Raw genomic sequence first — 14,595 nt, forward strand, 5'->3', positions numbered from 1 at the left:
GGAACCCCTTCGAAATGCACGGGAGGATTCGGGCTTCACCCCTCGAGCGGTGCGTACACGTTCACCAGGACGCCGTCCGGGTCGCGGAGGAGCAGCGAGCGGTTGCCCCACGGCATGTCCGTCGGCGGCTGGACGATGTGCGCGTCGGCGCGGATCCGCTCGTGGGCGGCGTCCACCGCAGCGGGGCTCTCCTCCACGAATTCGACGATGACGCCGTCGTGCGAGGTGCCGAACCCGGCCGCCGGCACGGTCGAGACGTGGCCGATCGCGACCGTGCCGCTGGGTGACCGGAACGCCGCGAAGGCGGGAGCCGGGCGCTCCGGCTCCCGGCCGAGCAGCAGGGAGTAGAACGCGACCGAGCGATCGACGTCGTTCGTGATGATGCGGACCGATGCGAACTGCACGGCGTCCTCCTTCTCTCGATGATCCGACGCTAGGGCGGGTACCGCGCAGCAGGATCCCCTTCGAAATGCACGGGAGGGACCGATCCGGGAACAATGGGCGCGTGCCCAACATCTTCGATGTCGCGAAGGCGTCGGGGGTGTCGCATCAGACGGTCTCGCGCGTCCTGAACGGCGACCCGACCGTGCGTCCCGCGGTGCGGGAGCGCGTCGACGCCGCCATCGCCGCGCTCGACTACCGGCCGAGCGCTGCGGCGCGGGCGCTCGCGAGGCGGCGGACCAGGACGCTCGGGCTCGTCGTGGTCGGGATGCCGTACTACGGGCCCGCGAGCATCGCGAACGCGTTCAACGCGGCGGCGCGGGCGAGCGGATGGGATGTCGCGATCGCAGCGACCGACGACGGCGCCGACGAGCGCGAGGTCCGGGAGGCGGGGGAGTCGCTGCTCGCCCAGGACCCGAGGGCGCTCGTGGTGGTCGCGCCCGGCCCGGTCGTGGGCGCGTCGCTCGGCGCGCTCGCGCGGAGGATGCCGATCGTCACGAGCGTCGACGTGGTGCCCGGCGCGACCGTGGTCCGGGTCGACGACGAAGGGGGCGCGGCGCTCGCCGTCGAGCACCTCGCCGCGCTCGGGCACCGCGCCGTGCTGCACCTCGCCGGGCCGGAGGGCTGGACGGAGTCGGATCAGCGCATCGCCGGCTGGCGAGCGGCCTCCCAGCGGCTCGGCCTGGCGACCCCCGACGTGCTGCGCGGCGACTGGAGCTCGGCCAGTGGGCACCGCATCGGCCGCGAGATCGCGGCGGCGGGGGCGCCGGCCGCCGTCTTCTCCGCGAACGACCAGATGGCGCTCGGGCTGCTCGCGGCGTTCCGGGAGGCGGGCGTCCGGGTGCCGGAGGACGTGAGCGTCGTCGGGTTCGACGACATCCCCGAAGCCGCCTTCTTCGCGCCGCCCCTGACCACCCTGCGGCAGGACTTCGCGGCGCTCGGGCACGGGCTGATGGCGACGCTCGAGCACCTCCTCGCCGGTACCGAGACCGCGCCGCCCGCGCCGCTCCTGCCGGAGCTCGTCGTCCGCGCCTCCACCGCTCCGCCCCGGTAGGGACGCACTCCCGTCCGAGCGGCGCACCCGCTAGAGTGAGCGCTCACACGGGTCGTCGCGACGGACGGCCGGACACGTCGATGGAGATGCGGATGCGCTTCGGTGCCGAGCTCGAGCAGGCGATCGCGGCGACGCGCGACGAGGTCGCGGCCCTGCACGCCGAGCTGGTGCGGTACGGGCTCGTCGTGTGGACGGGAGGGAACGTGTCCGGCCGGGTGCCGGGCGCCGACCTGTTCGTGATCAAGCCGTCCGGCGTGCCGTACGACGCGCTCGCGGCGTCCGACATGATCCTCTGCGACCTCGACGGGGTCGTGGTCGAGGGCAGTGCGGGCAGCCACCGCAGCCCCTCCTCCGACACCGCCGCCCACGCGTACGTGTACCGGCACATGCCGCACGTCGGCGGCGTGGTGCACACGCACTCGACGTACGCCTGCGCCTGGGCCGCCCGCGGGGAGGAGATCCCCTGCGTGCTCACCGCGATGGCGGACGAGTTCGGCGGCCCGGTCCCGGTCGGCCCGTTCGCGATCATCGGCGACGACTCCATCGGCCGCGGCATCGTCGAGACGCTGTCCGGGCACCGCAGCCGCGCGGTGCTGATGCGGAACCACGGCCCGTTCACCATCGGCACCGACGCCCGCGACGCGGTCAAGGCGGCCGTCATGGTCGAGGACGTCGCCCGCTCCGTGCACATCAGCAGGCAGCTGGGCGAGCCGGTGCCCATCCCGCAGGAGGCGATCGACCGCCTCTTCGACCGCTACCAGCACGTCTACGGGCAGTCGGCCGACGCCCGGTCCGAGACCACCACGGAGTGACCCGCATGCCCGATCTCGACCAGTACCGCGTCCTCTTCCTCACCGGCAGCCAGCACCTCTACGGCCCGGAGACGCTCGCGCAGGTCGCCGACCAGTCGCAGGCGATCGCCCGGGAGCTCGCCGCGGGCGTCCCCGTCCGGATCGACTGGCAGCCCGTGCTCACCGACGCGGACGCGATCCGGCGCGCGATGCTGGCCGCGAACGGCGACGACGCCGTGATCGGGGTCATCGCCTGGATGCACACCTTCAGCCCGGCGAAGATGTGGATCGGCGGTCTCACCGCGCTGCAGAAGCCCCTCCTCCACCTGCACACCCAGGCGAACGTCGCCCTGCCGTGGAGCGAGATCGACTTCGACTTCATGAACCTGAACCAGGCCGCGCACGGCGACCGCGAGTTCGGCTACCTCGAGTCCCGGATGGGCGTCCCCCGCACCACGGTGGTGGGGCACGTCACCGACCCCGGGGTCCGCGGGAAGGTGGAGACGTGGCAGCGGGCGGCCGCGGGGCGCGCGGCCGCCCGCACGCTGAAGCTCGCCCGCTTCGGCGACAACCTGCGCTTCGTCGCGGTCACGGAGGGGGACAAGACCGAGGCGGAGATCCGCTTCGGCATGCAGGTGAACACCTGGGGCGTGAACGAGCTCGCCGACCGCGTCGCCGAGGTGGGGGACGCGGAGATCGACGCGCTCGTCGCCGAGTACGACGAGCGGTACGACGTCGTCCCGGAGCTCCGCGCCGGCGGCGAGCGGCGAGCGTCCCTGCGGGACGGCGCCGCGATCGAGCTGGGGCTCCGGTCCTTCCTCGAGGAGGGCGGGTTCGACGCCTTCACCACGAACTTCGAGGACCTCGGCGCCCTCAGGCAGCTGCCCGGCCTCGGTGTGCAGCGGCTGATGGCCGACGGCTACGGGTTCGGCGCCGAGGGCGACTGGAAGACCGCGGCCCTCGTGCGGATCGCGAACGTGATGGGGGCGGGCCTGCCGGGCGGGGCCAGCCTGATGGAGGACTACACCTACGATCTCACGCCCGGACAGGAGGTGATCCTCGGCGCGCACATGCTCGAGGTGAGCCCCTCCCTGACCACCGCTCGCCCGAGCCTCGAGATCCATCCGCTCGGCATCGGCGGCAAGGAGGACCCCGTCCGCCTCGTCTTCGACGCCGATCCCGGGCCCGCCGTCGTGGTCGCGATGTCCGACCTGCGCGACCGGTTCCGGCTCGTCGCCAACGCCGTCGAGGTCGTCGCGCCGCCCGAGCCGCTGCCGAAGCTGCCCGTCGGGCGCGCCGTGTGGCGCCCGCAGCCCGACTTCGCGACCTCGGCGACCTGCTGGCTGACCGCGGGCGCCGCGCACCACACGGTCATGTCCACCGCGGTCGGCGTGGAGGCCTTCACCGAGTTCGCGCGGATGACGGAGACCGAGCTGCTCGTCATCGACGAGGCGACGACCGTGGGCGGCTTCGAGCGCGAGGTGCGCTGGAACGCGGCGTACCACCGGCTGGCGCGCGGGCTGTGAACGACGAGGAGGCGCGCGCCGCGATCGCGGGCGGACGCGCCGTGCTCGGCATCGAGCTCGGCTCGACGCGGATCAAGGCGTGCCTCGTCGGCGACGCCGCCGCGGTGCTCGCGACGGGCGGCCACGACTGGGAGAACGCGTTCGTCGACCGGCGCTGGACCTACTCGCTCGAGGCGGTGGAGGAGGGGCTCGCGGCCGCGTACGCCGCCCTCGTCGCCGACGTCCGGCAGCGGTACGACGTCGCCGTCGAGTCGCTCGCCGCCATCGGGGTCTCGGCCATGATGCACGGCTACCTCGCGTTCGACGCCGACGGAGGGCTCCTGGTCCCGTTCCGGACCTGGCGCAACACCTCCACCGGCCCCGCCGCGGCCGAGCTGACCGACCTGCTCGGGGTCAACATCCCGCTGCGCTGGTCGATCGCGCATCTGTGGCAGGCCGTGCTCGACGAGGAGGAGCACGTGCCGCGCCTCGCGCAGGTCACGACGCTCGCCGGGTACGTGCACCGGCGGCTCACCGGCAGGCACGTGCTCGGCGTCGGCGACGCGTCCGGCATGTTCCCGATCGACCCGGCCACGCACGACTACGACGACGCGCTGCTCGCGCGCGTCGACGAGCGTGCCGCAGGCCGCATCCCGGCGCTGCGGTCGCTGCTGCCCGCGGTGCTCGAGGCGGGAGCGCACGCGGGCGCGCTGCCTCCGGAGGGTGCCGCGCTCCTCGACCCGACCGGCGCGCTCCGGCCCGGCGCGGTGCTCGCGCCGCCGGAGGGCGACGCCGGCACGGGGATGGTCGCGACGCACTCCGTCGCGCCCCGCGAGGGGAACGTGAGCGTCGGCACGAGCGTCTTCGCGATGGTCGTGCTGGAGGGGCCGCTCGGCGGCGTGCACCACGAGATCGACCTCGTCACGACGCCGTCCGGGGACCCGGTCGCGATGGTGCACTGCAACAACGGCGCGAGCGAGCTCGGCGCGTGGGCGGCGCTCTTCGGGCGGTTCGCGGCCGCGGCCGGCTCGCCGCTGGACCCGGACCGCGTGTTCGAGGTGCTGTTCCGGGAGGCGCTCGAGGGCGAGGGCGACGCCGGCGGCCTGCTCGCCTACAACCTGCTCGCGGGCGAGCCGATCGCGGGCCTCGACGAGGGACGACCCCTCCTGCTGCGCACCCCCGACAGCCGGCTCACGCTCGGCAACCTCGTGCGCGCGCACATCTACGGCGTCTTCGGCACGCTCGCGCTCGGCATGCGGGTGCTCACGGGCGAGGGCGTCCGGCTCGACCGGATGCTCGCGCACGGCGGCCTCTTCCGCACGGAGGGGGTCGGCGAGCGGTTCCTCGCCGCGGCGCTCGCCGCGCCCGTCTCGGTGGGGGAGACGGCGGCCGAGGGCGGCGCGTGGGGGATGGCCGTGCTCGCCGCGTACACGGCATCCGGGGCGGGGCAGACCCTCCCGACGTGGCTCGACGAGCACGTGTTCGCGGGCGCGGCGTTCCGCACGGTCGAGCCGGCTCCGGAGGACGTGGCCGCGTTCGCCGCGTACCTCGAGCGGTACCGCGCCGGGCTGGCGGTCGAGCGCGCCGCGGTCGACGCCCTCTGACGCTCGTGCGGTGATCCGCGACTGATGCCGTGCTGATCCGCGCTGCATCAGTCGGCGATCGCCGCACGAGGACGGTCAATGCGCGGGGAGGTGCTCCCCGAGGAACGCCGTCGCCCGCCGCCACGCGTCCGCCGCGTCGTCGGGGCGGTACGCGTGCGGGTTGGTGTCGTTGAAGAAGGCGTGCCCGGCATCCGGGTAGACCTGCACGGTCAGGTCCTGGTCCGCGAACGCCTCCCGCACCTCCGGCAGCGCCGCCATCAGCCGCTCGTCGTGGGCGCCGTACAGCGCGAGGACCGGGCACGCGATCCGAGCCGCGTCCGCGGGCGCCGGCGCGCTCCCGTAGAACGGCACCGCGGCCCGGATGCGGTCGTCCGCGGCGGCGAGCGCGAACGCGTACGTCCCGCCGAAGCAGAACCCGGTCACGCCGATCCGGCCGTCGACGCCCGGCTCCGCGGCGAGCACGTCGGTGAGCGCCCGGAGGTGCGCGACGGTGCGCTCCGCGAACGCGGGGTCGTTCATGCCGGTGAACAGCTCCCGCAGCGCGGGCTGCACGGCGGTCCGCTTCGCTTCGTCCGGGTCGTTCCGCGCCGTCATCAGCTCCTGGCCGTTCGCGCTGCCGAGCAGGTCGTGGAGGAGCTCAGGCGCGAGCACGAGGTACCCCTCCGCGGCGAAGCGGTCGGCGACAGCGCGGATGTGGGGCACGAGCCCCCAGATCTCCTCGATCACGATGAGGCCGCCGCGGAGCGGACCGGTCGGCTCCGCCCGGTAGACGTCGATCCCGTCGATGTCGATCATGGTGCCCATCGCGCCAGTCGATCACCCCTTCCCTGGACCGGAGGTGCGCGCAGATGTCGCTCCATGACACGGGCCGATTGCACCGCCCCGCCGCTGCCTGGGATATTGGCGCTGCTCGCAGCATGACGCGAAGCCTCGCGCCCGGCTGGCCGCACCGCCCGGGCACGCGCTGCGGCTCCTGGAAACCGTTCCAGCGGGCCGTCCGGTCCGCGCGACCCGAAGGTCCTCCGCCATGCCCACCTCCACCCCCTCCGGCGCCATCACGTCGGCCCGTCGCCTCGTCGTCGTCGCGCTCGTCGTGGTCGTCGCCGTCGTCTGGCGGGTGCTGAAGCCCGAACTCGGCATCCCCTGGAACCTCGAGCTGCTCACCTCGAGCGCGTTCCTCGCCTCGGCGCTGCTGCCCCGGGTCGTCGCACCGCTCGCGCCGCTCGTCGGCGCCGTCGTGAGCGACCTGTTCCTCGGGAACGACGCGAGCGCATGGTTCACCTGGAGCGCGTGGGCGCTCATCGGTGTGGCCTCGCTCACGGCCGGCCGGCGCCGCGGCCGCGCGCGGTGGTGGGCGGCGGGGGCGTTCGGCCTCGGCGGCACGCTGTTCTTCTACCTGTTCACGAACCTCGGCTTCTGGCTGCTCTACCCGACCTACTACGCGCCGGGCCCCGCCGGGCTCGCCGCCTCCTACGTCGCGGGCCTGCCGTTCCTCTGGCCCCAGCTGATCGGCAACCTGATCCTCGTGCCGCTCGTCGGCGCGGGGCTCGCCGCGCTCGTGGAGCGTGCCGAGCGCGGTCGCGCCGCGCGGGCCGGCGTCGTCGCGCCGTGACGGCCCTCCCGATCCTCGACCGGCTGGCGGAGGACCGGAAGCGCGGGGTGCCGACGGTCTCCTTCGAGCTCTTCCCGCCCCGCGACGACGCCGCCGCGATCGGGCTCGGCCGCACGCTCGACCGGCTCACGGAGACCGACCCGGCGTTCTTCTCCGTCACGTTCGGGGCCGGCGGCTCGACCCGCGAGCGCTCCCTGACGGTGCTCGAGTACGTCCTCGCCCACACCGGGGTGCGTCCCGTCGCGCACCTCACCGTCGTCGGCAGCAGCGCGGAGGAGGCGAGCGCGCGGGTGCGGGGGTTCCTCGCGGCCGGCATCACCGACTTCCTCGCCCTGCGCGGGGACCAGCCCGCTGCGGGACCGGTCCCCGAAGGCGACTTCGGCGGCGCGGTCGAGCTCGTCGCGCTGATCCGGAGGATCGGCGACGAGACCGGTGCGACGCCGACGATCGGCGTCGCGTGCTTCCCGAACGGCCATCCGCACCACGGCTCCCGCTGGCAGGACGTGGACGTGCTGCTCGCGAAGCAGGAGGCCGGCGCCGCGTTCGCGGTCACGCAGGTGTTCTTCCACCCGGAGGACTACCTGGAGTACGTCGAGCGGGCGCGAGCGGCCGGGGTGCGGATCCCGATCCTGCCCGGCTTCGCCCCGATCACGCGTGCGCGCCAGCTGCACCGCCTCGCGGAGCTGAGCGACCTCGAGGCACCGGCCGGGCTCGCCGCGGCGCTCGCCGCCGCCGGGTCGCCGGAGGCGAGCGCGGCCGTCGGCGAGGACTTCACGGTCGCGCTCGCGACCGCGGTGCTGCGCGGTGGAGCGCCGTCGGCGCACTACTTCACCTTCAACCAGCACGGTCCGGCGCTGCGCGTCCACGAGCGGGTGCGCGCCGAGCTCGGCTGAGCTCAGACCGAGAAGTACTTCGCCTCGGGGTGGTGGAAGACGAAGGCGTCGGTGGACTGCTCCGGGTGCAGCTGCAGCTCCTCCGAGAGCACGACGCCCATCCGCTCCGGCCGCATCAGCTCGACGACCTTCGTGCGGTCCGCCATGTCGGGGCACGCCGGGTAGCCGAGCGAGAACCGCGCCCCCCGGTAGTGCAGCTTGAAGAGCCCTTCGACGTCGTCCGGGTCCTCGCCCGCCAACCCGAGCTCGGCCCGGATGCGCGCGTGCCAGAACTCGGCGAGCGCTTCGGTCAGCTGCATCGCGAGCCCGTTCAGCTCGAGGTAGTCGCGGTAGCGGTCGTCGGCGAACAGCCGCGCGGTCGCCTGGGACACGCGGTTGCCCGCCGTGACGAGCTGCAGCGGCAGCACGTCCACCCGGCCAGAGTCGCGCGCCGCGATGAAGTCGGCGAGGTCGAGGTGCCGGTCGCGGCGCTGCCGCGGGAAGGTGAAGCGCAGCCGCTCCGTCCCGAGCGGGCCGCCCGACCCGCCGTCGGGCGCGAGCAGCCCCGGCACGCCGAGCACCCCGTCCGGGTCGTCGGCGTGGTGCAGCACGACGACGTCGTCCCCCTCCGACACCGCGGGGAAGTACCCGTAGGCGACCGACGGGTCGAGCAGCCCCTCCGCGAGGATCCGGTCGAGCCAGTACCGGAGGCGCGGGCGCCCCTCCGTCTCGACGAGCGTCTCGTAGGAGGCGCCGCCGTCGCCGCGGCCGGGCTTCAGCCCCCACTGCCCCATGAACGTCGCGCGCTCGTCGAGGAACGCCGCGAACTCGGCGAGGGCGATGCCGGTCACGATCCTCGTGCCCCAGAACGGCGGCGCCGGGACGGGCACGTCGCGCGCGACGTCGGAGCGCGCCGGCATCGCCTCCTCGGCGGTCTCCACCAGCTGCGTCCTGGCGGTGCGGCGGCGCTTCAGCGGCGGCAGCCCCACCGCCTCCGGATCGGCGCCACGGGCGATCGCGACGAGCGGCTCCATCAGGGCGAGCCCCTCGAATGCGTCCCTGGCGTACCGCACCTGCCCGGGGAAGACGCTCGCGAGGTCGTCCTCCACGTAGCTGCGGGTCAGCGCCGCGCCGCCCAGGATGATCGGCCAGCGCTCGGCGAGCCCGCGGGCGGCGAGCTCCTCGAGGTTCTCCTTCATCACCACGGTGGACTTCACGAGCAGGCCGCTCATCCCGATCACGTCGGCACGGTGCGCCTCCGCCGCCGCGATGATGTCCGCGATCGGCTGCTTGATGCCGAGGTTCACGACGTCGTAGCCGTTGTTGGACAGGATGATGTCGACGAGGTTCTTGCCGATGTCGTGCACGTCGCCGCGCACCGTGGCGAGCACGATCCGGCCGCGACCGGCGGTGTCCGTGCGCTCCATGTGCGGCTCGAGCAGCGCGACCGCCTGCTTCATCACCTCGGCGGACTGCAGCACGAACGGCAGCTGCATCTCACCCGCGCCGAACCGCTCGCCGACGACCCGCATGCCCTCCAGGAGGTGGACGTTGACGATGTCGAGCGCGGACCGCTCCGTGAGCGCGAGGGCGAGATCCTCCGCGAGCCCCTTCCCCTCGCCGTCGATGATGCGGCGCTCGAGCCGTTCCCCGACGGGCAGGGAGGCCAGCTCGGCAGCGCGCTGGTCGCGCAGCGCCGCGGCGTCGACCCCGGCGAACAGGTCGAGCATCCGCTCGAGCGGGTCGTAGGTCACGGCGCCGTCCGCGTCGAACTCGCGGCGGTCCAGCACGAGGTCGAGCGCCACCCGCCGCTGCTCGTCCGGGAGCGACGCGAGCGGCACGATCTTCGCCGCGTCGACGATCGCGGAGGTGAGCCCCGCCGCCACGGCCTCGTGCAGGAACACCGAGTTGAGCACGATCCGCGCGGCCGGGTTGAGCCCGAACGACACGTTCGAGACACCGAGCGTGAAGTGCAGGTCCGGGTGCGCCTCGTGGAGACGGCGGATCGCCTCGATCGTCTCGATCGCGTCGCGGCGCGTCTCCTCCTGCCCGGTCGCGACCGGGAAGGTCAGGCAGTCCACGAGGATGTCGGCGATCCGCAGGCCGTACTCGCCGGTCAGCGAGGCGATGAGCCGCTCCGCGATCCGGACCTTGTCGTCCGCGGTGCGGGCCTGCCCGTGCTCGTCGATGGTGAGCGCGACGACCGCCGCCCCGTGCTCCTGGACCAGCGCCATGATGCGGCGGTACCGGGATCCCGGGCCGTCGCCGTCCTCGAAGTTGACCGAGTTGACGACCGGCCGACCGCCGATCAGCTCGAGCCCGGCCCGCAGCACCGCCGGCTCGGTCGAGTCGACGACGAGCGGCAGTGTGCTGGCGCTCGCGAACCGCGAGAACACCTCCTGCGCGTCCGCGACCCCGTCGCGGCCGACGTAGTCGACGCAGACGTCGAGCAGGTGCGCGCCGCTGCGGGTCTGCGCCTTCGCGATCTCCACGCAGTCGTCCCAGCGCCCCTCGAGCATCGCCGTGCGGAACGCCTTCGACCCGTTCGCGTTCGTCCGCTCGCCGATCGCGAGGTAGGAGGCGTCCTGGTCGAGCTCGACGGACTGGTACAGGCTCGCGACCGCCGGCTCGGGTGCGACGGGACGCGGCGCCGGCGCGGCCGCCCTGACGCGCTCCACGACGGCGCGGAGGTGCTCGGGCGTCGTGCCGCAGCAGCCGCCGACGAGCCCGAGGCCGAACTCCCGCACGAACTGCGCGTGCGCGGTCGCGAGCTCCGCGGGGGTGAGCGGGTACTCGGCGCCGTGCGCGCCGAGGACGGGGAGGCCCGCGTTCGGCATGCAGATGAGCGGGATGGAGGCGTGCTTCGCGAGGTGCCGGAGGTGCTCGCTCATGAGATCGGGGCCGGTCGCGCAGTTCAGGCCGATCGCGTCCAGGCCGAGCGGCTCGAGCGCGGTGAGGGCCGCGCCGATCTCGCTGCCGACGAGCATCGTGCCCGTCGCCTCCATCGTCACCTCGGCGAGGATCGGCAGCCGCACGCCGGTCTCCGCGATCGCGACCTTGCACCCGTTGACGGCCGCCTTCGTCTGCAGCAGGTCCTGGCTCGTCTCGATCAGGAACGCGTCCGCGCCGCCGTCGATGAGCCCCTTCGCCTGCAGTGCGAACGTCGCCTTCAGGTGCGCGTAGGTCACGTGCCCGAGGCTGGGCAGCTTCGTCCCCGGCCCGATCGAGCCGAGCACCCACCGCGGGCGGCCGTCGGTCCCGTGCGCCTCGGCGCGCTCCCGGGCGATCGCCGCGCCGGCCCGCGCGAGCTCCTCGATGCGGTCGTCGATGCCGTAGTCGGCGAGGTTCGACCAGTTCGCCCCGAACGTGTTCGTCTCGATCGCGTCGACCCCGACCTCGAGGTACGCGTCGTGGATCGCGCCGATGACGTCCGGTCTCGTGACGTTGAGGATCTCGTTGCAGCCCTCGAGCTGCCGGAAGACGTCGAGCGTCAGCTCGGCGCGCTGCAGCATCGTGCCCATCGCGCCGTCCGCGACGACGACCCGCTCCCGCATCGCGGCGAGCAGCGCCGCCGATCGGTCGGGGAGCGTCGCCTCCTCCCGGGCCACGAGCGCCTCGATCACCGTGAGCACGCTACCGGCGAACGGGCGCCGACCCGGTTCGATGACGTTGCGATCGAGGCCAGGTCCGCAACCCGTCGCAACCTCTACCGGCGGTAGAATGGAGAGGGCCGGCACGGCCAGACGGACGACGGGGTTCGACATGCGACGGAGCGAGGACGACGTGGACATCCTGCGGATCGTGGACCGCATCGCGCACCTGGTGCCGGACGTGCCCCGTCTCGCCATCCTCGACGTGGTCGAGGCGGAGTGGGACCGCCTGTGCGCCGCCGCGGAGCCCTACCTCCAGCCGCTCGTGCTGCCTGCGGCGCTGTGGCGGCTGCGCGCCGGCGCCGACCCCTTCGTGCTGTAGCCGGGCCGGTTCGGTTCCGCGACACGCAGGTGCCCGCAGGCCGTTGCGCCCCGCCGTTCCCGAGGCCACCATGGCCCACGACGTACGATCGGGCCATCGGCGCTCCGGAAGCACGAGGAGGCCCATGCGTGAGCACGAGGGGCGGATCAGGCCGCCCTCGATCCGGGACGTCGCCGAGAAGGCGGGCGTCTCCTACCAGACCGTCTCGCGCGTCCTGAACGAGCACCCGAGCCTCCGGCCGGACACCGTCGACCGGGTCCAGGCCGCGATCCAGGACCTCGGCTACCGGCCGAACCGGGCCGCCCGGGCGCTCGTCACCTCGCGCAACCACACGATCGGGGTGCTGCTCACGGCGCGAGCGCTGCACGGGCCGTTCAGCTCGTTCATCACGATCGTCGACGCGGCCAGGGAGCGCGGCTACACCGTGACGACGGTCCCGAACGCGAGCGACGACCCCGGCGACATCGTCGAGGGGCTCGACGCGCTGCTCATGCACGGCGTCGAGGGCATCGTCGCCATCGCGCCCCAGGACCGTGCGCGGGAGGCGGTGCGGCAGAGCGGCGCCACCGTGCCGGTGCTGACCCTCCAGGGCCGCCCCGACGAGGCGCTCGACTTCGGGTTCGACCAGCAGGAGGGCGCGCGGCTCGCGGTCCGGCACCTCCTCGCCCTCGGGCACCGGCGCATCCTCCACCTCCCCGGGCCGTCCGGCTGGGCGGAGGCCGAGCAGCGGCAGGCCGGCTACGAGGCGATCATGCGCGAGCACGGGCTCGAGCCGCTCCTCGCGCCCGGAGGCGACTGGACGGCCGACAGCGGCCGCGCGATCGCCCTCGAGGTGCTCGACCGGGAGCGACCGACCGCGGTCTTCGCCACGAACGACGAGATGGCCGTCGGCCTGCTCGCCGCCGCCGCGGATCTCGGGCTCCGCGTACCGGAGGACCTCTCCGTCGTCGGCTTCGACGACGTGCCGTTCGCCCGGCATCTGCGGCCCGCGCTCACGACCGTGCGGCAGGACTTCGGCGAGCTCGGGCGCCGCGCCATCGCGGCGCTGATCGACGAGATCGAGCAGACCGTCCGGCCCGTCCCGCACCCCCGCGTGCTGCCCCACCTCGTGGTCCGCGACAGCACCGCGCAGGTCACGATCGCGACGCACGCCGCGCGTTCCGCTTGACTCGCCGACGAGCCGGCGCGAAGATGCCGCTGTCGATGTGAACGTTTCGCATCGACTGTGACCGAGGCCAGCGGAGGTCGCGCACCGTACGCGGTGCGTCCTGGCCACGGCACGTGAAAACGCACGAAGGAGTGGGTTCATGGCAGGCATGCCGTCCGGCCGGTTCGAGATCGACCGCCGCAGTCTCATCCGCACCGCCGGGATCGGCGCCGTCTCGCTCGCAGGCGCCGGCCTGCTGGCCGCCTGCTCGAGCGGCGGCTCGGGCGGCAGCGGCGGGGGCGGCGGCAGCCTCACGTTCGGGTCCAACGCGTCCGACCCGGTGCCGAAGAAGGCGTACGCCGCGTTCGTCTCCGCCTTCGAGAAGAAGTCGAAGGACAAGGTCACGACGAACGTCTCGGACCACAACTCGTTCCAGGACAAGATCACCAACTACCTGCAGGGCAGCCCGGACGACGCCTTCACCTGGTTCGCCGGCTACCGCATGCAGTACATCGCGAAGAAGGGGCTCGTCGGCGACGTCAGCGACGTCTGGAGCAAGATCGGCAGCAACTTCTCCGACGCGCTGAAGAAGGCGTCGACGGGCGCGGACGGCAAGCAGTACTTCGTGCCGAACTACAACTACCCGTGGGGCTTCTTCTACCGGAAGTCCGTGTGGCAGTCGAACGGCTGGTCCGTGCCCGGCACGTGGGACGAGCTGATCTCCCTCTGCAAGCAGATGCAGAAGAAGGGCATCATCCCGGTCGCCTTCACCGACAAGGACCTGTGGCCCGCCTGCGGCACGTTCGACTACCTGAACATGCGCATCAACGGCTACCAGTTCCACGTCGACCTCTGCGCGCACAAGGAGTCCTGGAACTCCTCGCAGGTGAAGGACGTGTTCGACACCTGGAAGGAGCTGCTGCCCTACTACGACAAGAGCGCGGCGGGCCTCACCTGGCAGGAGGGCGCGCAGAAGCTCGGCAACAAGCAGGCGGGCATGATGCTCCTCGGCTCGTTCATCACGCAGCAGTTCACCGACCCGGCCGTGCTGAACGACATCGACTTCTTCCCGTTCCCGGCCGTCAAGGTCGAGGGCACGGACGCGGTCGAGGCGCCGATCGACGGCCTGATGCTGTCGAAGAAGGGCGCGCAGAACCAGGCGGCCAAGGACATGCTGCAGTTCATGGGCACGGGCGCCGGGCAGGAGGCGTACTACTCGGTCGACAAGTCGAACATCATGACGGCCAAGGACGCGGACACCTCCGGGTACTCGGCCTTCACGAAGAAGCTGGCCGACGTCATCGCGAACGCGAAGTCGATCAGCCAGTTCTTCGACCGCGACGCGCTGCCCGCGATGGCGAGCAACGTGCTCGAGCCCGCGATGCTGAGCTTCATCAAGGGCGGTTCGGTCAACCTCGCGAACATCGAGTCGCAGGCGAAGACCCTGTACGCGCAGCAGTGACGGCCGAAGCCCCGATCTCCACGGCGCGGGGGCGCCACCCGCCGGCCCCCCCCCCCCGGGCCCCCCGGGGGGGCCCCACCCGCCCCCCCCGCCCGCGGGGGGGGGTGTGGGGGCGGCCCCCCCCCATGCACGGGC

12 protein-coding genes are annotated in these 14,595 nt (G+C 73.2%); 9 read left to right on the forward strand and 3 right to left on the reverse strand.

Annotated features, from left to right (window positions below):
* Window positions 1–35: 35 nt before the first annotated feature.
* Window positions 36–404: a VOC family protein gene (locus tag ACTHLI_RS09205; RefSeq protein WP_440182949.1), complete on the reverse strand. Its 369-nt coding sequence runs from the start codon at window positions 402–404 to the stop codon at window positions 36–38.
* A 101-nt stretch (window positions 405–505) separates the two neighbouring features.
* On the opposite strand from ACTHLI_RS09205, the gene ACTHLI_RS09210 reads away from it, so the two are divergent.
* The 4 genes from ACTHLI_RS09210 to ACTHLI_RS09225 all read left to right on the forward strand — a co-directional run bounded on the left by ACTHLI_RS09210 (window position 506) and on the right by ACTHLI_RS09225 (window position 5,395).
* Window positions 506–1,495 carry a LacI family DNA-binding transcriptional regulator gene (locus ACTHLI_RS09210; protein WP_440182950.1) on the forward strand — a complete coding sequence of 330 codons (990 nt, stop codon included), beginning with the start codon at window positions 506–508 and terminating at the stop codon, window positions 1,493–1,495.
* A 92-nt stretch (window positions 1,496–1,587) separates the two neighbouring features.
* On the forward strand, window positions 1,588–2,307 hold the full coding sequence (locus ACTHLI_RS09215; protein ID WP_440182952.1) for an L-ribulose-5-phosphate 4-epimerase: 720 nt from the start codon (window positions 1,588–1,590) through the stop codon (window positions 2,305–2,307).
* A gap of 5 nt (window positions 2,308–2,312) precedes the next feature.
* Window positions 2,313–3,812, forward strand: coding sequence for an L-arabinose isomerase (gene araA / locus ACTHLI_RS09220; RefSeq protein ID WP_440182954.1), 1,500 nt, complete (start codon window positions 2,313–2,315; stop codon window positions 3,810–3,812).
* A complete protein-coding gene (locus ACTHLI_RS09225; RefSeq protein WP_440182955.1) occupies window positions 3,809–5,395 on the forward strand; it encodes a xylulokinase in 1,587 nt (528 codons plus the stop codon). The genes araA and ACTHLI_RS09225 overlap by 4 nt, the downstream gene beginning before the upstream one ends.
* Window positions 5,396–5,470: 75 nt before the next feature.
* On the opposite strand, the gene ACTHLI_RS09230 is transcribed toward ACTHLI_RS09225, so the two are convergent.
* Complete coding sequence (locus ACTHLI_RS09230) at window positions 5,471–6,199, reverse strand: dienelactone hydrolase family protein (RefSeq protein WP_440182957.1); 729 nt, start codon at window positions 6,197–6,199, stop codon at window positions 5,471–5,473.
* A 223-nt stretch (window positions 6,200–6,422) separates the two neighbouring features.
* On the opposite strand from ACTHLI_RS09230, the gene ACTHLI_RS09235 reads away from it, so the two are divergent.
* Together ACTHLI_RS09235 and ACTHLI_RS09240 are read left to right on the forward strand one after the other, a co-directional pair.
* A complete protein-coding gene (locus tag ACTHLI_RS09235; protein ID WP_440182959.1) occupies window positions 6,423–7,007 on the forward strand; it encodes a DUF6580 family putative transport protein in 585 nt (194 codons plus the stop codon).
* Entirely contained in the window at window positions 7,004–7,900 is an 897-nt protein-coding gene (locus ACTHLI_RS09240) for a methylenetetrahydrofolate reductase (RefSeq protein WP_440182960.1), read from the forward strand. Before ACTHLI_RS09235 ends, ACTHLI_RS09240 begins: the two co-directional genes overlap by 4 nt.
* 2 nt (window positions 7,901–7,902) lie before the next feature.
* On the opposite strand, the gene metH is transcribed toward ACTHLI_RS09240, so the two are convergent.
* Complete coding sequence (gene metH / locus ACTHLI_RS09245) at window positions 7,903–11,433, reverse strand: methionine synthase (RefSeq protein WP_440182967.1); 3,531 nt, start codon at window positions 11,431–11,433, stop codon at window positions 7,903–7,905.
* A 208-nt stretch (window positions 11,434–11,641) separates the two neighbouring features.
* Between metH and ACTHLI_RS09250 the strand changes: the two genes are divergently transcribed.
* From ACTHLI_RS09250 to ACTHLI_RS09260, 3 genes are all read left to right on the forward strand, one after another.
* Complete coding sequence (locus ACTHLI_RS09250; RefSeq protein WP_440182962.1) at window positions 11,642–11,851, forward strand: hypothetical protein; 210 nt, start codon at window positions 11,642–11,644, stop codon at window positions 11,849–11,851.
* Between the two features lie 124 nt (window positions 11,852–11,975).
* Window positions 11,976–13,019, forward strand: a complete 1,044-nt coding sequence (locus tag ACTHLI_RS09255; protein WP_440182963.1) for a LacI family DNA-binding transcriptional regulator — start codon at window positions 11,976–11,978, stop codon at window positions 13,017–13,019.
* Window positions 13,020–13,158: 139 nt separating this feature from the next.
* Entirely contained in the window at window positions 13,159–14,460 is a 1,302-nt protein-coding gene (locus ACTHLI_RS09260; protein ID WP_440182965.1) for an ABC transporter substrate-binding protein, read from the forward strand.
* Window positions 14,461–14,595: the final 135 nt, after the last annotated feature.

The organism is Amnibacterium sp. (genome assembly GCF_051956055.1).
Taxonomy (GTDB): domain Bacteria; phylum Actinomycetota; class Actinomycetes; order Actinomycetales; family Microbacteriaceae; genus Amnibacterium.